We start from the raw sequence: 23,155 nt of genomic DNA on the forward strand, positions 1-23,155 counted from the left end.
GAATGAAGACGTATACTTTGTATGATTGTTCCTAAGCATGACAACTAGGAGGTAATCAATTGGATACTGGTACTCATGTAGTAATGGGCATTTCACTTGGGGGACTTGCACTTTTAGATCCAGCCGTCAGCGCAGATCCACACATGGCACATGCCGTGATGATCGCGACCATTGCCGGCTCCCAGGCACCAGACATTGATACTGTGCTAAAACTAAAAAATAATGCGGTTTATATAAGAAATCACCGAGGATTTACTCATTCCATTCCGGCTGTACTGTTCTGGTCATTGCTGATTCCGGCTGTGCTTTTCCCGTTTGTACCGGGGGCGAATTTACTTCATCTTTGGTTATGGACACTGTTAGCCGTCGTGCTCCATGTATTTGTCGATATTTTCAATGCATACGGTACGCAGGCCATTCGTCCATTTTCAAAGAAGTGGGTAGCACTTGGGATCATTAACACGTTTGATCCATTCATCTTTTTTACACACCTTGTCGCCATTGTCGTATGGGCGATTGGCGGTCATCCCGGCTATACGTTCATTACGCTATATGCCGTGATTTTCTGTTACTATATCGTCAGGGTCATCATGCAGCTTCAGATTAAACGTCAGCTGCGTGCACGATTCGATGAGATTGAAGAGATTATTATTTCACCTACAATGAAGTTCAGACAATGGCGCATTGCCGTGAAATGTAAATCCTCTTTCCATGTTGGGCGCAGCATGAATGGAGAGGTCGTCATTTTAGACACCTTTAACCGTGTGCCGGTCCCAGATACTGAAATTATGAAAATTGCCAAGCAAGATGAAAACATTTCAGCCTTTCTCTCGTTCTCCCCTGTCTACCGGTGGGAAGTAGATAAATACAAGGATCATTATGAGGTGCGGTTCATTGATTTGCGCTACCGCAGCAAAGGTCACTATCCTTTTGTCGCGATCTGCCATATCGACATGGACCACCAAATCAAAAATTCCTATACCGGCTGGATTTTCAGTGAAGAAAAACTGCAAAAAAAATTAAGACTCGGCTCTGTGTGAGCGAGTCTTTTTTTGCGCTTAAACACTCATAGTGAAATGCACGGCGGCTTCATACCCATTATTCGCACCTCCAATCTCTCCTTACAACTTCGTCATATATTCCACAATAAACTCCCAAAAGCCAGGTCCCTCTTGGTAAATCAGCCAGTCTACTTTTTCGATGAGTTTGATATAGAGTTCTTGTTCGAGGTCTTCTCTTTCTTGATATGCCGTGTTTTGTAGTTTCTTTTTGATCATGGGTGTGAAGGTTTCAATGAGTTCTTCCATTTCTCCATTGGTCATTTTTTCTTCGTTCACGGACATCTCCCCCTGTTTCTTCTTTTAGTTTGTTAAGTGCTTTTTTGTGAATGTTTGAGATGTTTTGTCTCGTTTCGCCTAGCCGGTCGGCTATTTCCTTCATTGTTTGTCCTTCGACATAGATTTGGGTTAAGACCATTTTTTGTTTGTCTGTGAGCTGCTGGTAGGCCTTGTACAACGCTTGATCTTGCAGGTGCTCCCCTAAGTCTTGCTGGTTGAAGAGCATGGCTTCATACGTATCTGTTTGAACAGGGTCTTTCACTTCTTGCGTATCAGGATGATCGAGTATGAGCGGAAAACGCTGCTGCTTCTTTTTCACTCGTTTGTCAAAGTCGACTGAAAAGATGCGGATCATTGTGGAAATATACTTGATGATGCGGATTTTTTGATAGAACTGTTTGAACTCAGAATCTAGTTTTTTCGCATTTTCTTCGTTTGGCTCTTCCATGACTTGCCGAAGCAGCTGCTGGTTTTTAGGATTGCTTAAAAATTGCTGAATGAGCGGGTGATCAATGATTTCCTTCCATTTTGCTTTCAATAACAGCCGATAATCCATGTGCATCCTCCCCTTTGTTCTCTCTACTTGCATTAAGTGGACAAAAGTTAAAAAAAGTAAACTTTGTGAAACGGGTCTAATGGTTCATTTTCTCTCCCTTTGATTTCCTATTTCTTCTTTCATACCACTTATAAAGAAGACGAGCATCCGCTGGGAGGTGAGACACATGGAGAGCTTTTTTTCAGAGGAATGGCTGAAGCAGCTTGGTCAGGCGGGCTTCCCTGCCATTTTAACGGTTTACTTGCTGACACGCTTTGAACGAAAGTTTGATGAATTAAGCAAGCTCATCCAACGATTAGTCGCTGCTCAAAAAAATGATGAATCAGATTGACATCTGCTTGATTCGTTTCACCTTATGAAAACGAGGGCGAAATGAAAGGCCTTTTGTCACCTCACACAATACGATGTTGAAAGGGGATTTTATCATGAGTGAAAAGCAAAATGGGGTACCACAGCCGATCCGAGGAGAAAAAGGAGCAACAGTCAAAATTCCACGTAATCTCGAGCGAGACAGACAAAACCCAGATATGCTCACGCCGCCGGAAACCGATCATGGAACGGTCTCCAACATGAAATATTCTTTTTCTGATACGCACAACCGTTTAGAAAAAGGCGGCTATGCCCGTGAAGTAACGGTTCGCGAATTGCCGATCTCTAAAAGTCTTGCCTCTGTGAACATGCGGCTAAAGCCTGGTGCGATTCGCGAGTTGCACTGGCATAAGGAAGCGGAATGGGCGTACATGATTTACGGGGAGGCCCGGATTACATCAGTTGATGCAGAGGGACGTAATTTTACAGAGGATGTGACCGAGGGGGATTTGTGGTACTTCCCTTCAGGCTTGCCGCATTCTATTCAAGCACTTGAACCGGGAGCTGAATTCTTGCTTGTGTTTGATGATGGGTCTTTCTCTGAAAATAGTACGTTCCAAGTGACCGATTGGCTTGCCCATACGCCAGAGGAAGTTGTGCTCCAAAACTTTGGAATGACAAAGGAGCAATTTAACAAGCTGCTAGAGAAAGAGAAGTATATTTTCCAAAAAGGAATTCCTGGTTCCCTTGAATGTGACAAGGTGAAAACAGAGCAAGGAGAAGTCCCGAATTCCTTTAAATACGAACTGTTAAAACAAGAGCCGATTACATCAAGCGGCGGACAAGTGTGGATTGCGGATTCTACCAATTTCAAAGCGTCTAAAACGATTGCCTCTGCTCTTGTGAAAGTCGATCCAGGCGCCATTCGTGAGCTACACTGGCATCCAAATACAGATGAATGGCAATATTTCATTTCTGGAAAAGCTCGAATGACGGTCTTTGCTTCTGATGGACATGCGAGAACCTTCAACTATCAGGCGGGAGACGTTGGCTATGTGCCATTTGCGATGGGACATTATGTAGAGAATACAGGCGACGAACCGCTTTATTTTTTAGAAATCTTTAAGAGCGATCATTATGCTGATATCTCACTCAATCAGTGGCTTGCGGTCACACCTAAACAGCTTGTTCTTGATCATTTAGATCAAGGTGAAGAATTCTTGAAATTGCTTGATACTGAAAAACACCCTGTCATCGCTGCACCTAAAAAAGAGGATTAATTCCAACCTTCCTGCAAAAAGGCTATCCTTTTTGCAGGTATCTTCATGTAAAGGAGTGTTGTTTACTTATGCAGCAATCTGTTCACATTTTATGGAAAGGGCTGAAATGGCTGATGGCGGCGTCGGCTGTCTGTTACATATTTTTGTTGTTTTGTGTGCTGTTCTTTCATTTGACGGGTGCTTTTTATCAATCGCTTTTATCGCTGCTACTGTTTATGGGCATCTACGTTGTACTCGGGATCTCTTTTGAACATCTGGAACACGTGCTCATGCGGTTTGTTCGCAAGTGCCGATCCAAAAAACGATCCATCGTTTTCTATGCCGTTTTATTTCACCTTTTGTTTATTTGGGGTGCTGTCTATGTATCAGACGAATTGGTTGACGGCATTTTGCTGACTACTTCTGAAGAAATTCTTTTTGCGATAAGTCTTTGGCTATTTCATTTTTTGTTTGATTATGCGACGTTTCCATTCGAGAAAGAAGCTTCGTGACACTCTATCGTCTTTCTGTAGAGAGCGCTTGTTTGACCTGCTTCATATGATGAAGATCATGCTTAATCAAACCTTGAAAATAACTTGATAACGTCAGCTCAGTTTGACCGATCAGAAAGGGTGTAGTCCAGCGAGATGCTTCGATTTTCTTCATTTCTCTAAGCAATTCTGTTCTGACAGCAATAAATCGCCCGATCGTCTCGCTTCTCTCTTCGTGTTTTGCCCTTTCGGCTGACTGTCGATTCATTTCATGCACTTCAGGTGCCTTACATAACGCCTGATCGTTCCAAAATTCCTTTAGGCGATCGTGTAAAATAAATTCATCCCACGGAACAAAATGTGCGATGATCTCAGCAATGCTCCACTTTCCATCAGCGATGGCGCTACGCCATTCTTCTTCTGTTACTTCCGCTAGTGACTGTACCCATTCAAGGGTGTGTTCATAATGATCAATCACCGTTTCTTTGTTTAACGTCAAATGGTTTCCCCCATTCTCATGCTTTTATGTTGATTGTATCAATTTTGAGAAAGATAAAAAAACACCACTTATGATGAAAAGTGGTGTTTCTTGTGTTTTCTCCGTGCGTATAGGATCGCACCAATCAAACTGATGAGTGAAATCAATGCGAGAATTCTGATATAAGGCGGATAGTAGGTTAGCACAATCTCGTTTTTGCCTTTTTCTATTGGAAAACCAATAAAAGTGTAGTTGGCTTGTTCAATATCTGTTTGCTGTCCGTTCACCGTGAGCTCCCAGCCTTTTTCATATGGAACAGGCAGAATCATGTAATCATCGCCGCGCTTGTTATCATATGAAATCGTAAAGCGGTTATTTTTAAGCTTTACTTGCTGGCTGCCATCATCCTGTTTTTCTTTTTCATATGCTTTCTCTAGAACGCGGTAAGGTTCATGATACAGCTTCAGTTGATTGAGCTCATATGTCCCTTTTGGTACTCGAATGGAGAGGATCTTTTCCGCAGGGACCCGAATCGTCACTTCATTTACGCCAGTTTTGTAGATCGATGTATTGCTTTTTCGTGAGGTGACGTAGTCGTCAACGGACAACTGAAACCCTTCGTTACGGTCTGTCCGCTTCACATAAAAGCTCACATACACATCGCCGGCACGGGCCATATCATCTGGAAGGGTGATATTCAGCCCACCCGTTTCTCCATATACATCAAGCACGCTATTTTCGTATACTGCTTGTTCGGTATGAATATTTGTATCCTTTACTCGATCTGGCGAGTGCTCGATTTCAGCGTTTCCTTTTTTGTCTAAAATCACGCCTTGCAGCATCGCATGCTCTCTATCAAGTGCTGACGCATGCTCTAGGGACGCTTCTGAATAGACGGTACTCGTTGTTCTTGCAAATGGGAGCGGACGTGTATTTTCATACACCGCATAATGCTCACTTTCCAATATTGGCTTGAAATAGGCTGGCGGTGAGTAAGACATCAATTTGTCTCTCATATAATACTTTCCGTAGGTCAGGCTGTATAAATTCGCCCTGTCCCCCATTGTCGCATAACGGCTGACACTTTCTCGTCCCATATCGATTTGCAGGTCATTCCAGTAAAAATTGAGTAAATGCTTATTTAATATACTTGAATATACACTCATGCCTTGGAAGCCTTCAAATAACGGGGTGTTGTTACGCACACCATTCATCCAATCAATACGAGCAAGGGGGTCTTCTTTTGAGCGGTTTTGAATCTGCTGAATGAGCTTCATTTGCTCATGTCCAGCATATGCCTCACTATTCAGATACGTATCTGATACGCTCTTAATATTGCTTCTTTCAGATAAGTATCCCTGCTGATACACGCCTGCTGTCAGTAGGCTAACGACAATGAGCACAGCTGAAAAGAGACGAAGGTGCTGGCGTTTTTCGGCATGCATCCATAGGAAGAACAAGCTGATCACAACCAGTCCTATGCCTGTAAACACAACGACATCCATATTTCCCTTTGCTCTTTCTGAAAGGACGATAGCGAGAAGGAACACGATCCAAGCGCCTAAGACCGCACGCTTTTTCCACTTCCACTCGATTTGTGAGAAATGCTTGATCGTGATGGCAACGACCGCTCCAACTGTAAAGGCAAGAATGTATTCAAACCTGTACTGCGGTGCTGAAAAACCATTAAACACACTCGCCATCTTTGGGCTAAAGTGAAAAACAATGAGCAGAATACTGATGGATGTGAACATGAAAAACCATCTGTTCCGATAAAGTGGAACGAGGAACAAACAAATGAGAAAGATCACCGGTAATAAATACACCCTGCTTGTAAACAGCAGATGATCATGCAATTCAAACCAAGGAATCGACTGTTCATAAGGCGGTCTTATATTATTGAGAAAGCCGTAAACAGATGGGATAAAAAAGGCGGCACTGATCCCAAAGGATAACAGCGTAGAGATCGCAAGCGTCCAAAACACCTTCCACCCGTGCTCCTCGCTTCGAAGCTTGATGATATATCTGAAAACAAGATACATCGCCAAAAAGATAAAATGAATATAAGCGAAGTAAAAGTTGTTGATCAGCATCAGGCTGCAACCCGCAATAAACCAAGCCGGCTTCCCTGTTTTGAATATCCGTTCAACCCCAAGCACAAGCAGCGGGAGCCACATCATGCTGTCGGTAAAAAACTCCCAAAACGTTTCGTGTCGAAAATACACAATAGACAGCCCATAGATCCCGGCACCAGTCAGTGCGCCAAGTCTATTTTGAACCAGCGAAAAAAGAACGCGATAGGCAATACAAAGAATCAACGTCAGCTTGATCACGCTAATCCAAATCACGGCATTTGCCCAGAAATGAATGTCTGTTGACTGTATGAGATGAAGCGCATTCAACAGCCAGACGACAGCGACTGTGACCATAAAGACAGTCGACGTTGTAAAATAATAACCTAATTGCGTATATGTACCGCCGCCTAGACCAAATTGGTAGGAATAAAAGAAGTTCCCTTTTACATATTCGTCGTAAAGCAGCTTTTTAAATGGGAGCATTTGTGAGATGCCGTCCCCATCTCCTGTCATGTACCGGCCTTGCGTATATTCATATAAGAAAAAGGAGTGTCCTAATAAAGCGAGAATGAGGCACATTCCTATGATTATCCATCTACGTTTCATCATCTAAATCCTTTCCACAAAAGATCCACTGTTCTTTGAAACAAAACAACCCAGCAAGCGATTCTTGCTTGCCGGTTATTTGACTCCACGTTATTTAAATAACTGCGTTAACACTCGGTTTTGTTCTTTTGAGCTTGTCTCTTGCTCCATGACATTTGATTCTTGGATCAAATAATGCGGCCTCTTTTTCGTTTCATAATAAATGCGGCCAATATATTCTCCAATCACACCTAGACTCAAAAGCTGGACACCTCCGAGGAATAGCACAGCCGATATTAAAGTGAAATAACCAGGTACCATCACGCCCGTTCTGACGATTTGAATAAAGGTGGCCACGATGTAAATCAAAGAGAGGAATAAGATCAGTATACCAGTATAAAAACAAATACGCAGTGGGCGGTTGTTAAAGGAAATGACACCATCAATGCCATAGTTAAATAATTTCTTCAGAGACCACTTTGTATCACCATGCTGTCTTTCTACATTTTCATAATAGATGACCTTTTCTTCAAACCCAATCCAGCAAAAAAGTCCTTTCGAAAAACGATTGCCCTCTTTCAGCTCTAGCAATGCGTCGATCGCTTGGCGTGAAATTAAACGGAAGTCTCCTACGCCATCACGCAAGTCCACTTCAACCACCTTATTCATGATTTTATAGTACATCGATGATAGGTAAGAGCGAAGTTTGCTGTCTCCCTTACGGTTCCGTTTGGCAATGACTTGATGATAGCCTTCTTCATACCCTCTGACAAAATCCTGAATCAAATGGGTCGGATGCTGCAGATCGGCGTCCATAATGATCGCAGCTGCTCCCTTTGCATGTTCAAGACCTGCCAAAATAGCGGCTTCCTTTCCGAAGTTACGCGAAAAGGAAATGTATTTGACCTTGGCACTTTTGTGAGAGAGCTCTCTCATGTATTGAAGCGTATTGTCTTTGCTTCCATCATTAATAAAGATGATTTCAAAGTCATAATGAAAATCGCGAAACTCTTCCTCGAGTGCCTCAAAGATTCGTCTGATGTTTTCACCTTCATTGTAAGAAGGAATTATAACAGAGAGCAATTCTCGTTCCATATCGCACCTTCTCTTCACTTTTTTCATATAGTCTGTTATGTTCATTATTCCTTTTTTGTTAGAAAACGAAACCCTTTTTTATTATCCATAAATTACATGCTTCTTTAATCGTTTCATTATATCAAAGTTTTATTTCCAGTGATTTTCAGCAAGATGAATTTAATGTAATTTTAAGTTTATCCATTGTAAAAAGCCTGTAATTTTGATCACAGACTGGGTATTGTTTCATAAAATTGTTTGAACACTTATATATTTTCCTATTTTTTCAAAAAGATGAATAAGAATGAAAAGGGCAATCCCTTTAGTGGAGCAGCCCTTTGTTGTTATTTTGCAGATGCTCGTTTGCCTTTGATTGTTTATTTTGAAATAAATGCAGCTGAGCGCCGTAGCTCTCAATCCATTCTTGGACAATCCGTTCGGTTGTTTCCTGTCCTTTATATTTGCGGCCAGCCTTTGCATAGGTCGTTTCAAAATCACTCCAAAGCAGCTCTACCCATGTACGTGCTTCTTCATAGGTCAGCATATTGTTTTTTTCCATGAGTTGTTCTGTTAATCGCTCAAAGTATTGTTCCATGTTCGTTCCTCCTTCATCTAGCAGAAAGTGCCTTTTTAAAAAAACCTCTTTTTTCATATACTACCCTTACGTCTTCAAAAGACGCAAATGATTTGTATTGTTTGGAGGGAATCGATATGCGCAATAAAGCAAAGGGCTTTCCAAATCAAGTGAATCACAAGTTTGAAGGCGAACCAGGCGCCACAGACGCTTATGCATCTAAAAGGCCAAATGGTGAGACGAATACACGTCCACAGGAACGTATGAGGGCATCAGGGAAACGCTAATTTTTCCAAAGGGAGTGCTTGAGATATGAGTTCAAATGGGAAATCGTATATGGATGATTTTGTTCAATTAAGGACAACCGCTTACCCTCAACCATGGGCGAATGCAAAGCATTCTGCCTCTCAGGTCAACGGAGAAACGCAGCAAACGCAGCACGACATCGTACTTCAGAACAACGTCCGTAAACAGCGTTCGAAGTAAAGAAAAGGACTGATCTCTAGGATCAGTCCTTTTGCGTAAGCATTGAAATCGGCAGGGCATCTTCTTTATTTGGAGCCGACACTCTGTACCCCCAAGCAAACACCCCATTTAAATATTCCACGTAAAATTGCTCATCTGTGTCTTTGATTTGATAGGTCGTCTTGGTCTGAATCAAAGCTGGATCTAATAAATAGGCTTTGGCCATATCAATTTTTCGCTCTAAGACGGCATATTCATTCACAATGCCTAGCTGCTCAGCCTTTCTAGCTTTTTCAGAAAGGGCGGCAATCTCCTGCTTTAATTCGTATTCTGTCATCTCACTATAGCGTTTTTCCATCTGTTATTCCCCTTTGTTTAAAACGTGATCAATTGTATCGAGATCAAAGCCTTTTCGGTATAGAAATTGCTTCACTTTCATCTTCTTTTCAAATGATCCGTCATATCCTACCTTGCGCTTTGCCTTCTCTAGCATATACAGGAGGGCTTCTTCTTCCTTTTCCTCTTCTTGTCCATCATAGGCTTCTTGAAGGGCTTTATCAATGATCGCAAATGAAAATCCCTTTCGCTGAAGCTGAAGCTTGATGCGCTGTTCGATCTCTTTTGCAGAACGATTCTTTTCTTTTCTCACCAGCTTGAGAACCTGATTGACGGCTTCCTCCAGCTGTAAGTCATCAGGATATTGCGATAGCGCTTGTTCAATGGTGTCATCGTCTATGCCTTTTAGCTTTAACTCTTTTTTCAGGACGGAAGGCCCTTTGCTGTTCGTTTTTCGGTGGGTGTTCACATATGCTTCTGCAAATTCAAGATCATTTACATACTTATAATGCTTTAATTTGTGTATAATTTCACTAATAGCAGGTGCTGGTATTTCTTTTTTCGTCAAATAATCGGTGACTTCTTTTACTGATCTCATGCGATAAGATAAATAATCGACAGCCTGCTGAAATCCCTTTTTGACGGAATCGCCGAATTGAATCTCAATGATCTCTGCTTCGTCCAGCTCTTTCCCTTTTTTCAAATCGTGCTGAACGAGCACATCTAGATCAACGCTAAAGGCGTACTTTTCATCAAGGAAGATGTTGACGCGCTCTGTATTGTTTTTCTGAGCAGAAATTTTTGTAATATAAGGCATCCTGTAATCACTCCTTTTCTAAAACAGTCAGGATGTTTCTTCTGATTCAAAATTGTGAAAGATATAGGTATGTATATGAGAGGAGAGATGTCAATTGAATATCGCCATTACCGGAGGAACCGGTTTTATCGGCCAGCATGTCACAAAAGTGCTCGCAGCTGAAGGACATCATCTATATATTTTAACAAGAAACCCAAAGGAATCCGAACAAAATCATTTACATTATGTGCAGTGGCTGACAGAAGGTGCCGCCCCTGAGCATGAATTGCCTGCTATCGATGTATGGATTAACCTAGCTGGAAAATCTATTTTCACACGCTGGACAGACAAGGCAAAAGAAGGCATCCTCTCTAGCCGTCTACAATCAACGCAAGAAGTGAGACGCATCATCGAAGCGCAGGAATCGAAACCGTCTGTGCTTATTCAAGCCAGTGCTGTCGGTATTTATGGCACTTCTAAGACCGAGGATTTTACGGAGGAAGCCCCTCCAGCCGATACAGATTTCTTAAGTCATACGTCAAAGCTTTGGGAAGCTGAAGGTCAAAAAATTGAGGCTCTCGGCATTCGAACTGTTTATACACGCTTTGGGGTTGTGTTAGGAGAAAAAGGAACACTTCCACTCATGACCTTGCCATACAAGCTGTTTGCCGGTGGAACCATTGGCCCCGGGTCACAATGGGTATCATGGGTTCATGTGGAGGATGTGGCACATCTCATTGCCTTTGCCATCCGTCATGACGCGGTATCGGGTCCACTTAATGTCACGTCTCCGAATCCTGTTCAAATGAAGCAGCTCGGACAAGCCATCGCCTCCGCCCTTCACCGCCCCCACTGGTTGAAGGTGCCAGCCTTTGTTATCAAAACGGCACTTGGCGAAATGTCATTACTTGTTTTAGAAGGCCAGCGTGCCCTACCGAAAAAGGCCCTGCTTTCTTCTTATGAATTTTTGCACCCTGAATTAAAAGAAGCAATTTTACATTCAAAGGAATAAAGTTTGTCAAAAACACCCATCCTATGTAGAAACGATATGAGGGGGCCATTTTGATGAAGAAAAAAGAACACCAGCCAACTTCAAAGCTGAAGAAAACCCAGGAAGTCCTGTATCAGCAGGAATTCAAAAAAGCGGAAAGAGCAGCAGAAAAAAGAAGCAAATAAGACGGATATTCCACTCCAACAAGCACATAACTAAAGTGATCTTGTAAAGGAGGAGAAGGCTTTGAATAAAGACCAACACAAGAAATCTGTCCAACAAATTGCGGCTCAAGAGACAGATGGCGAATATGTTGAATTTTCCAAAGAACTTGCAGATCCAAATGACGTAAAAGCAATGGCACGTATGAAAGCAGCCGATCAGCGCGCCAAAAAACAATAAGTAAAAAAGCAGACCCTTTTAAACGGTCTGCTTTCTTTTATTTAATTTCAGTAAGCAGGCTTGATGCCTTTTGACGTGATTTTTCCTCAGGTACCTCTTCTGGATATCCGATATGAAGGATGGCAGCAAAACGCTCGTTTTCCTTTAATCCCATGTCCTGTTGAAAGCCTTTGTCGTATAAAATGCGGCCGCTCTTCCATACCATACCGATCCCTTGATCCCAAGCGAGCAGCTGGAAATTTTGAATCAAAGCGCTCACCGCGGCAAAATCATCATTTCTCACCACTGGGTTCTCGTCTTCCTTTAATACGACAAATAAAAGCGCTGGAACTTTTGAAAAGTAGTCTCTGTATTGATTGATTTTCTCTTCTTTTGCATCTGGGTTGTTGCGTTTAAAGAAAGCAATGAATCGCTCAACAAATGTCGCTTTTGCTTCATCGGTCGTTGCATATAGAAAGCGCCATGGCTCAGTGATTTTATGATTCGGTGCATAGACCGCATCCTCTAATAATGGCTGAAGCTGCTCAATGGTCACTACCGTTTCTTTGAATTTTCGAATCGATCGTCTATATCTGACAGCGTCTCGAACCGTTAACGCTTCTGTTTGTTGTTTCATTTCTGGCATATATGTCATCCTTTCAATCAATTTTAATTGAAATTGATTCTCATTCACATTATAAACATCATTTCGTGTTGTTGCAAATAGAGTATCCCTCCCCATCTGCTAAAAAGTTGTTTGACTTTTTCAAGTAATGTTACAATCATATTACGTTTTAAACAAATTTTGAGAAATCAGCCAAGATGATGAAATGATATCAGGTATTCCCATTTCATCTGATTCGGCCATTTTTTAAAACAGCTTTCAACCCATGATTGGAAGGGAGGCTTCTGGATGGAATGAAAATCAATATTGGGCAAATCATTAAGCTCTATCGTTATAAACAAAATATGACCCAATCTGAATTGGCAGAAGGGATTTGTTCTGTCTCTCATTTAAGTAAAATTGAAAATGGCTCAAAGGAGGCCAATCAAGATACGATCAATCTGCTGCTTGAAAAGCTTGGCATCAGTCAAGAATCGCTGTCGCAAAAGGCGCGTCACCTGCTGTCATTGCTAGATGAATTTCAAATGAACATGTATTTCTATGCACTCGATCAGGCTGAACAAAATGCAGAAATGATCATTCATCACGAAGAGCAGTTCTTTTCGCTAGATTTAGGGATTCAGTATCATTTGTCCTTATTTCAATTTTATTTATTAACGAAAAAACAGCCGCTTGCCTTAAAAACACACCGCGTGCTCAAAAAGTTTGAAAAAACCTTTATTAAAAGGGAAAAAGAAATTTTCGAATATCTAGATGGCATTCATCAAATTAAAAATGGTCAGCTCGAAGAAGGACTGAAAAAGCTTGAAAGCTGCTTTTCTTATGCTTCTGTTGAACAGAGCGACCTGTATTATCACTATGCAAAAGCGCTTGGCAACATGGGACATCTTGGTGATGCGCTTGAAGCCACACATCAAGCAATGGATTTATATAGACAAAAGAACAATTTCAAGCGGATTATTCATTGTACACTCATTCATGGCGTGATCTCACTGGAACTAAAAGCCTTTCAAACCGCTAAAAAATATTTAAAAGAAGTGATTTTGCACACTTCTCTTCACCCTGATGCCTATATTAAAATGACGGCTTATTTTTATTATGGGGTGCTCTTAAAACGTGAAGGTGATTTCTCTTCTGCTGTGCCTTATTTACTAGATTCACTCAATTACTTTAATCAAGAACAGATAGAAGATCGTTACTGTGAAACGCTATATGAAATTGCAACATTATATGCTGAATATGACCGCAAAAAGGCCCTTCCCTACATACACGAGCTGTTAAAACAGCCTCGTATTCAGCCAAACTGTTTATATATGATCAAAATCTATAAATTGATGATTGAGGAGAATCCTCATGATTTGAAAACTTATTTAGTCGAAGCAGCCATTCCCTACTTTGAACAAAATCAGCTGCACAGTGAGTACTTGTTTGCTCTTAGAACCTTGCTTTCCTATGCAGCTTCTCAGCTTGACGAACGTGCGTATATGTCCTACACGGGGAAGCTGCTTGATCACCTAGCGTCATATATTCCCTATTACAAAAAAGCATGACCTTCTGCCGATCGAAGGTCATGCTTTTTCTTTTCATTAAATGGTTTTTTGTTGATCTGTATCTGGACGGGTGACTTGTTCGACAGAATGAATATACCGTTTTCTCGCAAAATAATCATACGCATGCTGTCCAAATCCTAGCCAAATGCTGAGCACAATGAATGGGACCGTTCCCCATAATGCTGGGATGTTATAAGCAATACGTAGCAAAGTATAGATCCCTGAATTTTTCTGATTTTTGGCTAAGGAAATAGACACGATTCGTTTTTCTGCCTTCTCTTCACTTATTTTATTGAGCCTAAGCAGCTGTGAATGTCTAAATGATTCAAAGTGAATACGGTTCTTCCAATCGAGTGATTTTAGCAGGTCAATCGCTTTTGCACATGTAGGACTTTGTCCATCATAAAACACAAGCAGCCTGAGTGATTTGATGGAACGCTGTTCTCTTTTTTTTGATTCAGCAAGCTTCTTCTTTTCTTGGTCGAGATAAATGATTTTTTTCATAGATTGATCGCCAGCCCTTTTCCGTCATTTGTTTTTTTAGTTCGTTCAAAGGAGATTACAATTAGATTACTATAGTTGCTGGGCCTCTTGTATTGGGAAAAAGCAAACCAACGTGCGTTATATGAGCCTTTAGATAAGGGCAAAATTGATGATTTTATGGCATATATGAGGTTATTCAACTAAAAGTGGTTGGGAAAATCGTGGTGCTTTGCGGTTTTCTGCGGTATTTGATAGAAATCTGCGGTTTTTCTACAACTTTATGCGGTGTTTTGTAGGTAAAACGCAAAAACAAGATAAAAAAAGACTACTTCCCATTGCGGCGAAGTAGTCTTTTGGTTTATATTTTTTCCAGAACTTCTACTATTTCTTTCTCAATATCTTTCCATAAGAAACGATCTGTCGTATAGTGATGTGCGGCTTCTTTCGCAAATACCTTAAAAGCTTCTTCAAAATCAGGTGCATCTTTGTCTGGTTTTTTCTCGTCGACAAAGCGCTGTGCTTCTGCTGAGCGAGGTCCCCATTTCCCCACTTCATTCCCGTCCTGATCAATGATGACGATAATCGGAATCGATCTTGCGGTCCCGTTCGTTAAATACTGATCCATCAGGTCTAGATGCTCGTCCCGAATGAAATAGCGCGCATCAATGAGTGCTTCACTCGCAATACGCATGAAAATCGGTACATTGACCATCGCATCCCCGCACCAATCCGCTGTGATGACAAGCGCTCGGAGCTTTTTCTTTTGCAGCCGTTGAAACAGCTCTTTTTCTTTTTGATGAATTGCGTACTGATTGTACACCGTAAGTAGATTTTCACGGTTTTTCTCCATGTTGTGTACATATGTACGTTCAGCTAATCCCTTTGTAAACCATTCATTCAATGTCATTTTAACATCCCCTTTACCCTTCAACTTTACCACTTTTTCTGTTCTTTTGTCTAAAAAAACCTTCACCTAGTGAAAGGTAAAGGCTTTATGACTTATTGACGCCGTTTCCGATTTGGATCCATTCCGATCAGCTTGGTGACAAGCACCATGGTAACAGCTAGTGACGTATTCTTTTTATACGCTAAATATTTTCCGTGCCATTCGGGTTTATATTTCTGTTTAAACGAACGTAATCCGCTGAAACTATACATATATCTGACGTTATTGAAGATGACACTCGCCAAACGTTCTGTGAGGAACGACTGATGGAACGTGCCTACATTTGATAAAGGTGCCATTCCCATGTTAAAGGATTTGTAGCCTTTTTCTTTCCCCCATTGAAAAAGGTGAATAAACAGCGCATCCATCATTCCGTTCGGAGCATCATGCATATGGCGCATCAAGTCGATGGATATCTCTCCTTTTTGGTACATCGGCATTAATGACACAAAGGAAATGATCTGCCCTTGTTCATCTTTTAAGAGCGCAATCGGTGCTTTTTGAAGGTAGTCTTCATGAAAGTAGCCGAGAGAAAATCCTTTTTCTTTTTTCTTTCCAAGCCAGCTGTCAGAGATCTGTTTTAAGGTAGAGATCAATTCATCTGAAAAGGGTGGTTCCACCATCTCAAAGGTATAGCCTTCTCGTTCAAACTTATTAGCGACAGCTCGTAAATTCGATTTTTTCTTACCTGATAGAGAAAACGTTTCTAAGTCGACCATGGCTTCTTCCCCAAGCTTAAAAAAGTGAAAGCCTAAGTCATGATAGAGAGCCATCCCTTCTCGTTCTACTTGGTAAAAAGCGACGCGATAGCCTGCTTTTTCGGTCTGCTGCAAAAACTCTTCAAGTACAAGCGGATAAGACGCTTTACGTCCAGAAGGATCTCCGAGCACAATGACGCAGCGGCCAATTCGGCCAAACTGTAGCATCGCCTCTCCATCACTTGAGAAAAACAGCTTTTTGTCTCCTAAAAAGCCAAGATGACTGAGGGCATTTCCTCCCTTTTCTTCTAAAAACGCTTTTAATTTTTCTTCATCTGCTTCTTCCCCAATTGGAAATGCTTTTTTATTAAAAATCAGTTTGCTAATGAAGAAGAAAAGCGGTACACCAATTAAAGCAATCATACTTGTCATCGTGATGTGCCGTTCATTATGCACCAAGTAGTCCTTACTCAGAAAATGCCCGATTTTCGTCCAAATAAAGTTGCCAATGACATTATAGTTAAACAAAACGAGTAAATATCCCGCGGCAGCCGCCACAAACTGATATAAGGAATACGGCGCCTGCTGCTTCACAAATTGATTTCGAAGAGAGAAAAACACCGCCATGATGACTGGCAAAATAAAGATTAGACTCAGGTTAAACCCTTTTAACAAAGTAAACACAAAACCGCCAGCTAAGGCAATCATCGTCAGCACGTAAGATCTTTTTGTTCTTTTATACACTTCAATGGACAAAATCATTAAAATGATTCCGAACATTAAAGAAAGACCATTAAACCCCGATAACAGAAAGCGTGGAATGCTGGTAATTACGCCTAAACGATCAACAGGAAGCACAACAGAAGCCATAATGAGCAGGCCACTTCCAAACGTTAAAATGGATATAGACCCGTACAATAAACGGATTAATAGGGCGCGGTGTAAGATAATTAAGACGTTCGTTGTTTCAATGGCAGGTGCCATCCTTGGGTTGCCTTCAAGACGTCTAAGCGTCGTTCCGGTTAAATCATATGCAGCAAGACATAGCCCAAGAATAAACGGGAAGATCGAGTATACGAAACGGTACAATACTAGCGCCGTCAGCACCATCTCTTTGTCAAAACCAATGTATTGCATGCTGAGTAAAAAGATCAAATCAAATGAACCAAACCCGCCTGGAACCATACTGATTAAACCGCCGATTGATGCAATGGCAAACACACCTAATACAATACGGACATCGACGTTCATCCCCATTGAGACGACAGCCATGTACATGACAAGACCTGCTGCCAGCCATTCTAAAAACGATGCGCCAATATAAGCGTAGATCGGGTGCTTCAGTCCATTTTCACCGCTCTCAATCGAACTTTTTCGAACCGAGGCCATGATGATGTAAATTGGTACAATACAGGCAAAGATAATGACAAATGCCCATAGCCACGGCTCCTGACTAATAATACTTTCAACAGGCAGAACCCTGACCAAGATCAAATCACTGAAAATAGATAGACCCAAAAGGACAGAGGATGTCAAAAGGGCAATGCCTTTCAGCAGTTTTTTCGTATCTGTTATGTACTCCTTGTATAGAAGTGTTCTGAGCCCTGCTCCCGATAAGCCGCCGAAACCAAGTACACTATTAAAGGAGTTCGCAATCCAAGAAATACGAATCGTTTTCCAGCCGCTGATTGGCATATTAAGGCTTTTTCTTAAAATAAAATCATATAAGGACATCGATAAAACCGCGACAAGTCCAAGAAAGACAAGAATAAACAAGTCCATTCGATTCAAGCTGTCAATAATATAAAAAGTCTTTTTAATGGAAAGGCCGCTGAGCTCCTGCTTGGCGACAAAAATTAAGACAAGGATAATCACGATCGGAAAAAGCATTTTCAAGACCGTCATACCCGTTTTTTTGTTCCACATGTTTTCCCAACTTTCTAGGTTGCTTCATTTATTTCAACTGATCATTATTATACAACAAATACCACTTGATTCATGCAGTTTAACATTCAAAAGCTTGATGATACTTTCAATTAGAAGTAAAAATCAGTAATATAAAGAAAAGAGCCGCTTAAAGGAAGTGAACAAGCGTGGAATATAATATTCATGACACCACCGTATTAAAAGAAGAAATTCTATCTCCAGAGGAAAAAAAGACATGGGTGCTTTATATGAAAGTGCTTACTGCTGCAGGTCTTGGAGATGTTTCTGAATGGATGAAGCTTGATATGAGTATGCCTCAAATGAAGGTACTCATGCTGCTCAATAACCATGGCTCTCTTAAGGTATCCGAAATTGCTGAAAAAATGGGGGCTTCTTTGTCCAATATGACAGGCTTGCTTGACCGTTTAGAACAGTCTAACTTTGTCGAGCGAAAGCACTCTGAGCGTGACCGGCGAATCATTGTCGTAGAACTGACAGAGGAAGCCAAAAATATTTTCAGAAGTATTTATCAAAAAGGACACGAAAAAATTAAAAATTCCCTGCAACGGCTCAATGATGAGGAAAAAGAAAAAGTCAATGAAGGGCTAGCCATCTTAGAAAAAGCACTGCGCCCTGAACGTGGCTAAAAATGAAAAGGGAAAAAGACGGTCACTTGAGGTCCGTCTTTTTTGTTTCTTCTTGTACTTGTCGATCTGGAGTGAAGAGAAATTTACGAATGACTTCCCTATCATCCCATAAGAGATAACCTACACCGATGATAAGAAAAATGATGCTGATCCACGTCCCGCCAGGCAGCAGATGTTCAAGTTCCTCAATCGTTCTTTCTGAGCCTAAGCTGTTACTATAGCGTATCTCAAACAGAACGTATTTCGCTATATAAAACAAGGCCGCCATACAGATAAACATGGCGCCGACAATTCTTCTACCAGACATGTGTCTACTCCTTTAATTCCACTGATTTCTTTTGATTAATTCCGTCACATGGGCAAGGTGGTGCTGTGAATGCCAGACATACTTGCCTGTTGCATCATATAAGGACACCGTTTGTTGATCGGCTGAGTGATAATATGCAGCGCTAAAGTCTTCCTCTGACATCCCGCGAAGCAAGGTGACCCACCTGCGATGCAGACTGTTGATCAAGGGCAGTGATAGACTGATGGGTGCCTCGCTATCTGGAAGGGAGGCAAATGCCTCCTGATCATATGGACGTATGTGTGGTGTATCTTCTGTGAGAGCGAGTTTGAATCGCAAGTAAGCATTCAGATGGCTGTCCGCTACGTGATGAATGAGCTGACGGACAGTCCACCCTCCCGGCCGATACGGTGTATCCAGCTGAGCATCTGTCAACTGTGCAGTCACTTCTTCATACCGTTGAGGGATCGCTGCCAACTGATCAATCCATGCCTCAAGCTGTTCTTTCGTTTGTGTTCCAACTGGTTTATATAAGCCAATCGGATATTGTAATGACGTCATATGCTTCCCCCCTAAAACCCTTCTAGCACAAATTTACCAATCATCTTCCCTTGCTCAAGCGTTTGATGTGCCTGCTTCAAATGGACAGCATTGATCGGGCTGAGAACCTTTGTTAAGGTATGTGTTAATTTCCCCTGTTCAAATAACTCACTCGCTTCAGTTAAAAGCTCGTGCTGCTTGATCATATCTGCTGTTTCGTACATAGGCCTTGTGAACATGAATTCCCATACAAATGCAGCACTTTTATTTTTGAGCAATTGAATGTCTAAATGATGTTGATTTTCAACAATCGTACAGATCGTACCTTGGGGTTTAATCGCTTCTGCCATTCCTTTAAAATGCCCATCTGTATCATTTAAGCATAAAATGAAATCCACTTCGCCAATCCCTTTTTCCTGAAGCTGCGTGAAGAGCGGCTGATGATGGTCAATGATATGATCGGCACCTAATGACAGACACCACTTCTTTGTTTCCGGTCTTGATGCGGTAGCGATCACAGTTGCCTTCGCTAATTTGGCCAGTTGAATGGCAATCGAACCCACCCCGCCTGCACCACCGATGATCAGCAGTGTCGAGCCTTCTGCATTCTGCTTCATATGCATCCGGTCAAATAACGCTTCATATGCCGTAATGGTCGTAAGAGGCATCGCAGCTGCTTCTGCAAAAGAAAGATTTGCAGGCTTTTTCGCGACAATTCTCTCATCCACAAGCTGGTATTCACTATTTGAGCCCTGACGCGTAATATCTCCTGCATAGTACACGTGGTCTCCAGGCTGAAACAACGTACAATCTTCGCCTACTTCAACAACCGTGCCGCTTGCATCGTAGCCAAGAATTTTCAATTCTTCTTCCTTCTGATCCTTCGGTGACCTCACCTTTGTATCCACTGGATTCACCGACACAGCCTCTACCTTCACCAGTATATCTCTGCCAGCTGCTTTAGGCTTTTTTACCTCCTGATCCATCAGGCTTTGCTCATTATCAATCGGCAAGTACTCAAATAGTCCAACTGCCTTCACTCGCTCGCACTCCCTTTCTCCATGCTTCTTTTCCACATTTTATCATAATTTTCTGATGTTTATAGGTGGATCAACGGAGCGATGGCACATTTATGACCGCTTCAAAGCCTTTCGCTCCCTCGCAATGTAAGAAGGACGAGCCTTTTTCAAAGAAGGAACATAAGTGAACCAGCTCTTTGATTTAAAGAATAGCTGAACGTAATAAAACTGAACGTGCTGCAGGAAAACGATGATCAATAGAAAAATAGTGAATGAGAGGGTAAAGTTATCTGCCCCTCCACGTATCCATTCGCTGATAAAGAAAATCACAAAAACGATCATGATGAGCTGTTCGAGCCTTTGCACAAGCTGAACAAAGACATACCCCCGTTTGGATATATCGCCGGACTGGCGCTTCCTGATCTTTCTCGATTTGTAAAACCAAATGATACTTTCTGCTAAGTTATGAGTCATAAAAAGAGCGATGATGGCTATCAATAAAGGAGATGGGGTGTAAAGGACTTGGATGACAAACGGAAACACTAAAAAATATAATGCGGTAAATGCGTGTCTAACAAATAAGAGAAATAGTTCTTTTTCTATGTATGCTTTCATGTGTTTCACCTCCCTAAGTACTACGTCTCATTTTTTTAAAAGTTCCCTCCGCCTATCAAAAAAGGATGCCCTGAAAAAGGCATCCTTCATGAATAAAACTTAAAATGCAGCACTTAGTACGACAGGACCTTGCGGAAGCTGGTTATCCTTTTTTGGTTCAAGGGTGACAGCCACGGTATCCCATGATTCGCTTGCTTCTTTTTCAGATAACGCATAGGTGACGGTGCCTTCCCCTTTGCTATCTGTTTTAAAGGCACCGGCTGGAATCGGCTGATCTCCTTTAATGAGCCATACTTGATAAACAGCAGATGAATCAAGCTGACCCTTTAACCCGTCTGCACTCACAACAAGCTCTTTTTTGCCGTTATGCTCGATCACTGAAAAAGCACCCGTTGTTTTTGGTGATGCGGCAGATGCCAGTGACTTTGTCGCAACAACTCTTACAGGTTCTTCCGCCTGTTCTTTTCCATTCGTCAGGAAATACACGTTTCCAGCTGCAGACATGAGAAACAGTGCCGCAACGAGTGGCAATAGCCACTGGTTTCGCTTCTTTTGTGGCGGTTTGATCTCGTTTCGTTCAGGTACGACCTTGAGCTCTTTTTTCTGGTCGGTCTTTGCTGTGACTGTCTCTGACGTCTCTTCTTCAAACACTTGGGATAAAATGCGATCTTTCATCCCCGCCGGAGGTGTTTGGTCACCTGCTAAAAACGGAATGTCAGACATGAGTGATGTCAATTCTTCAAGCTCTTCTTTGCAAGCCGAGCAGTGCTTGATGTGCTCTTCAAATTGCGCCTTTTCTTCTCCTTGTAAATGCCCGTTGAAATAATCAATCACTTGATGTTTACACTGAGTCATGCCTCTTCCTCCTTTCCTCCGCGAGACAGTCTCGTTCGTAAATGCTTCAATGACAATCGAACCCTTCCCTTCACCGTTCCAATGGGGATGCCTAGCTTTTCTGCAATGCTCTTTTGTGTCATTCCATTAAAATAGACATCTTCTATAATGTTTTGCTGTTCTTTTGACAATGTAGATACTGCTTCACGTATGATTTGTTTTTCCTCGTTCCATTCCACTTCTTTTGACACATCTTCTTGATGATCTGCCAAGTATTCAATATGCTCATCTTCTAGTGCTGTTTCGTTCCGGTGTTTTCTTAGGAGATCAATGGCTGTGTTGCGTGAGATCATGAATAACCACGAGGAGAATTTCCCTTTATCCGTATTGTATTCTCCTATGCCGCGCCAAAGCTTGATAAAGACTTCTTGAAGCACTTCCTCCGCGAGCTCACGGTTTCCAGTCATTTTATAAATAAACGAATATAACACACGTTCATAGCGATCGTACAACATTTCAAGCGAAGGCTTGTGACGATCATATTTGATCTTGTGATACAGCTCAAAATCCTTCAGTGTGTCCATGGTCATCTCCTTCCTTTTCATGAGAAAGAGCATGCTGCATTCATCATGAAATCCTTCACGTATTGCTTATATCACGAGGTTACAGTGATAAGCCTACTTTGTACTTTACTCTTTTTTTAAAGAGAAAAAAAGAGCGCTAAAAAAGGAAGTGTGCTCCTCATGAGAATGTACTTACTTTACGAATTGACAGACCGTTTGGATCACTTATGCCAAAAAAGTCAAGAATCCATGTGTTACCATTCACTGTTCAGTTGATTTTAGCAAACTCTCGAGAGTCTCTCAATTCAAATCGGGTGGAACGCATTCTTTCATGATGTCATAATAGAACGTAAATAGGAGAACTGGAGTGTCCGTCAATGATTGGAACGATTGTCCTTTTTTTATTAGCTGGTTTAGCTGAAATTGGCGGCGGCTATCTTGTCTGGCTTTGGCTGCGTGAAGCAAAACCCGTCAGCTACGGGATCGCCGGAAGCCTCATTTTGGTCGCTTATGGCGTCATCCCCACCTTCCAACAATTCCCAACCTTTGGACGGGTTTATGCTGCCTATGGTGGAGTTTTTGTCATTCTCGCTGTGTTTTGGGGATGGTGGGTGGATCGAAAAACACCTGATTTGTACGATTGGGTAGGCGCTCTTATTTGTTTAATAGGTGTGAGTATAATGCTCTTTGCCCCTAGAAACTAGGGCAAAAGATTG

The 23,155-nt window shown here is 41.8% G+C and carries 30 protein-coding genes; 12 read left to right on the forward strand and 18 right to left on the reverse strand.

Annotated elements, in window-relative coordinates; genetic code table 11:
• Positions 1 to 59 precede the first annotated feature (59 nt).
• Positions 60 to 1,040 (forward strand): metal-dependent hydrolase, encoded by a 981-nt coding sequence (locus C6W18_RS16145; protein ID WP_105928232.1) that lies wholly within the window; start codon positions 60 to 62, stop codon positions 1,038 to 1,040.
• An 81-nt stretch (positions 1,041 to 1,121) separates the two neighbouring features.
• Here C6W18_RS16145 and rsoA read toward each other — a convergent pair whose 3' ends face one another.
• Positions 1,122 to 1,343 carry a sigma-O factor regulator RsoA gene (gene rsoA / locus C6W18_RS16150; RefSeq protein ID WP_034620885.1) on the reverse strand — a complete coding sequence of 74 codons (222 nt, stop codon included), beginning with the start codon at positions 1,341 to 1,343 and terminating at the stop codon, positions 1,122 to 1,124.
• On the reverse strand, positions 1,291 to 1,893 hold the full coding sequence (locus C6W18_RS16155; protein WP_105928233.1) for a sigma-70 family RNA polymerase sigma factor: 603 nt from the start codon (positions 1,891 to 1,893) through the stop codon (positions 1,291 to 1,293). Before C6W18_RS16155 ends, rsoA begins: the two co-directional genes overlap by 53 nt.
• 166 nt (positions 1,894 to 2,059) lie before the next feature.
• Here C6W18_RS16155 and C6W18_RS16160 point away from each other — a divergent pair, with 166 nt between their 5' ends.
• From C6W18_RS16160 to C6W18_RS16170, 3 genes are all read left to right on the forward strand, one after another.
• Entirely contained in the window at positions 2,060 to 2,224 is a 165-nt protein-coding gene (locus C6W18_RS16160) for a YvrJ family protein (protein WP_078061724.1), read from the forward strand.
• A 94-nt stretch (positions 2,225 to 2,318) separates the two neighbouring features.
• The gene (locus tag C6W18_RS16165; RefSeq protein WP_105928234.1) at positions 2,319 to 3,482 is read left to right on the forward strand and encodes an oxalate decarboxylase family bicupin; all 1,164 of its coding nucleotides are present in this window, start codon (positions 2,319 to 2,321) and stop codon (positions 3,480 to 3,482) included.
• A 68-nt stretch (positions 3,483 to 3,550) separates the two neighbouring features.
• Positions 3,551 to 3,973, forward strand: coding sequence for a regulatory YrvL family protein (locus C6W18_RS16170; RefSeq protein ID WP_105928235.1), 423 nt, complete (start codon positions 3,551 to 3,553; stop codon positions 3,971 to 3,973).
• 4 nt (positions 3,974 to 3,977) lie between these two features.
• Here the strand turns inward: C6W18_RS16170 and C6W18_RS16175 are convergent, their stop codons facing one another.
• The 4 genes from C6W18_RS16175 to C6W18_RS16190 form a co-directional block, all read right to left on the reverse strand.
• Positions 3,978 to 4,451 carry a DinB family protein gene (locus C6W18_RS16175; RefSeq protein ID WP_105928236.1) on the reverse strand — a complete coding sequence of 158 codons (474 nt, stop codon included), beginning with the start codon at positions 4,449 to 4,451 and terminating at the stop codon, positions 3,978 to 3,980.
• Between the two features lie 68 nt (positions 4,452 to 4,519).
• Positions 4,520 to 7,114: a YfhO family protein gene (locus C6W18_RS16180; protein ID WP_105928237.1), complete on the reverse strand. Its 2,595-nt coding sequence runs from the start codon at positions 7,112 to 7,114 to the stop codon at positions 4,520 to 4,522.
• Between the two features lie 87 nt (positions 7,115 to 7,201).
• Complete coding sequence (locus tag C6W18_RS16185) at positions 7,202 to 8,185, reverse strand: glycosyltransferase family 2 protein (RefSeq protein ID WP_105928238.1); 984 nt, start codon at positions 8,183 to 8,185, stop codon at positions 7,202 to 7,204.
• Between the two features lie 301 nt (positions 8,186 to 8,486).
• Positions 8,487 to 8,759, reverse strand: coding sequence for a YfhJ family protein (locus tag C6W18_RS16190; RefSeq protein ID WP_034323063.1), 273 nt, complete (start codon positions 8,757 to 8,759; stop codon positions 8,487 to 8,489).
• A gap of 116 nt (positions 8,760 to 8,875) precedes the next feature.
• Here C6W18_RS16190 and C6W18_RS16195 point away from each other — a divergent pair, with 116 nt between their 5' ends.
• The gene (locus tag C6W18_RS16195; RefSeq protein ID WP_003217849.1) at positions 8,876 to 9,025 is read left to right on the forward strand and encodes a small, acid-soluble spore protein K; all 150 of its coding nucleotides are present in this window, start codon (positions 8,876 to 8,878) and stop codon (positions 9,023 to 9,025) included.
• A gap of 25 nt (positions 9,026 to 9,050) precedes the next feature.
• Complete coding sequence (locus tag C6W18_RS16200; protein ID WP_078061726.1) at positions 9,051 to 9,224, forward strand: YpzG family protein; 174 nt, start codon at positions 9,051 to 9,053, stop codon at positions 9,222 to 9,224.
• A 22-nt stretch (positions 9,225 to 9,246) separates the two neighbouring features.
• Here C6W18_RS16200 and C6W18_RS16205 read toward each other — a convergent pair whose 3' ends face one another.
• Positions 9,247 to 9,561 (reverse strand): YfhH family protein, encoded by a 315-nt coding sequence (locus tag C6W18_RS16205; protein ID WP_105928239.1) that lies wholly within the window; start codon positions 9,559 to 9,561, stop codon positions 9,247 to 9,249.
• A gap of 3 nt (positions 9,562 to 9,564) precedes the next feature.
• A complete protein-coding gene (gene recX / locus C6W18_RS16210) occupies positions 9,565 to 10,356 on the reverse strand; it encodes a recombination regulator RecX (protein WP_105928240.1) in 792 nt (263 codons plus the stop codon).
• 94 nt (positions 10,357 to 10,450) lie between these two features.
• Here recX and C6W18_RS16215 point away from each other — a divergent pair, with 94 nt between their 5' ends.
• From C6W18_RS16215 to C6W18_RS16225, 3 genes are all read left to right on the forward strand, one after another.
• A complete protein-coding gene (locus C6W18_RS16215; RefSeq protein WP_105928241.1) occupies positions 10,451 to 11,347 on the forward strand; it encodes a TIGR01777 family oxidoreductase in 897 nt (298 codons plus the stop codon).
• A 53-nt stretch (positions 11,348 to 11,400) separates the two neighbouring features.
• A complete protein-coding gene (locus C6W18_RS16220; protein WP_078061727.1) occupies positions 11,401 to 11,511 on the forward strand; it encodes a YfhE family protein in 111 nt (36 codons plus the stop codon).
• Between the two features lie 61 nt (positions 11,512 to 11,572).
• Positions 11,573 to 11,728, forward strand: a complete 156-nt coding sequence (locus C6W18_RS16225; protein WP_105928242.1) for a YfhD family protein — start codon at positions 11,573 to 11,575, stop codon at positions 11,726 to 11,728.
• Between the two features lie 37 nt (positions 11,729 to 11,765).
• On the opposite strand, the gene C6W18_RS16230 is transcribed toward C6W18_RS16225, so the two are convergent.
• A complete protein-coding gene (locus tag C6W18_RS16230) occupies positions 11,766 to 12,353 on the reverse strand; it encodes a nitroreductase family protein (protein WP_189318111.1) in 588 nt (195 codons plus the stop codon).
• A 272-nt stretch (positions 12,354 to 12,625) separates the two neighbouring features.
• On the opposite strand from C6W18_RS16230, the gene C6W18_RS16235 reads away from it, so the two are divergent.
• The gene (locus tag C6W18_RS16235) at positions 12,626 to 13,882 is read left to right on the forward strand and encodes a transcriptional regulator (protein WP_034323081.1); all 1,257 of its coding nucleotides are present in this window, start codon (positions 12,626 to 12,628) and stop codon (positions 13,880 to 13,882) included.
• A gap of 36 nt (positions 13,883 to 13,918) precedes the next feature.
• Here C6W18_RS16235 and C6W18_RS16240 read toward each other — a convergent pair whose 3' ends face one another.
• The 3 genes from C6W18_RS16240 to mprF all read right to left on the reverse strand — a co-directional run bounded on the left by C6W18_RS16240 (position 13,919) and on the right by mprF (position 17,935).
• Positions 13,919 to 14,386 carry a thiol-disulfide oxidoreductase DCC family protein gene (locus C6W18_RS16240; protein WP_034323084.1) on the reverse strand — a complete coding sequence of 156 codons (468 nt, stop codon included), beginning with the start codon at positions 14,384 to 14,386 and terminating at the stop codon, positions 13,919 to 13,921.
• Between the two features lie 337 nt (positions 14,387 to 14,723).
• The gene (locus C6W18_RS16245) at positions 14,724 to 15,272 is read right to left on the reverse strand and encodes a thioredoxin family protein (RefSeq protein ID WP_034323086.1); all 549 of its coding nucleotides are present in this window, start codon (positions 15,270 to 15,272) and stop codon (positions 14,724 to 14,726) included.
• 92 nt (positions 15,273 to 15,364) lie between these two features.
• Complete coding sequence (gene mprF / locus C6W18_RS16250; protein WP_034323089.1) at positions 15,365 to 17,935, reverse strand: bifunctional lysylphosphatidylglycerol flippase/synthetase MprF; 2,571 nt, start codon at positions 17,933 to 17,935, stop codon at positions 15,365 to 15,367.
• A gap of 167 nt (positions 17,936 to 18,102) precedes the next feature.
• Here mprF and C6W18_RS16255 point away from each other — a divergent pair, with 167 nt between their 5' ends.
• Complete coding sequence (locus C6W18_RS16255) at positions 18,103 to 18,582, forward strand: MarR family transcriptional regulator (protein ID WP_008341672.1); 480 nt, start codon at positions 18,103 to 18,105, stop codon at positions 18,580 to 18,582.
• Between the two features lie 22 nt (positions 18,583 to 18,604).
• Here C6W18_RS16255 and C6W18_RS16260 read toward each other — a convergent pair whose 3' ends face one another.
• From C6W18_RS16260 to C6W18_RS16285, 6 genes are all read right to left on the reverse strand, one after another.
• Positions 18,605 to 18,889 carry a hypothetical protein gene (locus C6W18_RS16260; protein ID WP_105928244.1) on the reverse strand — a complete coding sequence of 95 codons (285 nt, stop codon included), beginning with the start codon at positions 18,887 to 18,889 and terminating at the stop codon, positions 18,605 to 18,607.
• A gap of 12 nt (positions 18,890 to 18,901) precedes the next feature.
• The gene (locus C6W18_RS16265) at positions 18,902 to 19,429 is read right to left on the reverse strand and encodes a YfiT family bacillithiol transferase (protein WP_105928245.1); all 528 of its coding nucleotides are present in this window, start codon (positions 19,427 to 19,429) and stop codon (positions 18,902 to 18,904) included.
• Between the two features lie 11 nt (positions 19,430 to 19,440).
• Entirely contained in the window at positions 19,441 to 20,448 is a 1,008-nt protein-coding gene (locus C6W18_RS16270; RefSeq protein ID WP_105928246.1) for a zinc-binding alcohol dehydrogenase family protein, read from the reverse strand.
• 90 nt (positions 20,449 to 20,538) lie between these two features.
• The gene (locus C6W18_RS16275) at positions 20,539 to 21,042 is read right to left on the reverse strand and encodes a hypothetical protein (protein WP_105928247.1); all 504 of its coding nucleotides are present in this window, start codon (positions 21,040 to 21,042) and stop codon (positions 20,539 to 20,541) included.
• Positions 21,043 to 21,141: 99 nt separating this feature from the next.
• Complete coding sequence (locus C6W18_RS16280; RefSeq protein ID WP_105928248.1) at positions 21,142 to 21,897, reverse strand: anti-sigma factor; 756 nt, start codon at positions 21,895 to 21,897, stop codon at positions 21,142 to 21,144.
• On the reverse strand, positions 21,894 to 22,460 hold the full coding sequence (locus C6W18_RS16285) for an RNA polymerase sigma factor (protein WP_105928249.1): 567 nt from the start codon (positions 22,458 to 22,460) through the stop codon (positions 21,894 to 21,896). The genes C6W18_RS16280 and C6W18_RS16285 overlap by 4 nt, the downstream gene beginning before the upstream one ends.
• A gap of 356 nt (positions 22,461 to 22,816) precedes the next feature.
• Here C6W18_RS16285 and C6W18_RS16290 point away from each other — a divergent pair, with 356 nt between their 5' ends.
• A complete protein-coding gene (locus C6W18_RS16290) occupies positions 22,817 to 23,143 on the forward strand; it encodes a YnfA family protein (protein ID WP_034323106.1) in 327 nt (108 codons plus the stop codon).
• The last annotated feature ends 12 nt before the right edge of the window (positions 23,144 to 23,155 follow it).

Origin of the sequence: Bacillus sp. LLTC93 (assembly GCF_002993125.1) — a bacterium.
In the GTDB taxonomy this organism is placed as follows: domain Bacteria; phylum Bacillota; class Bacilli; order Bacillales; family Bacillaceae; genus Bacillus; species Bacillus zhangzhouensis.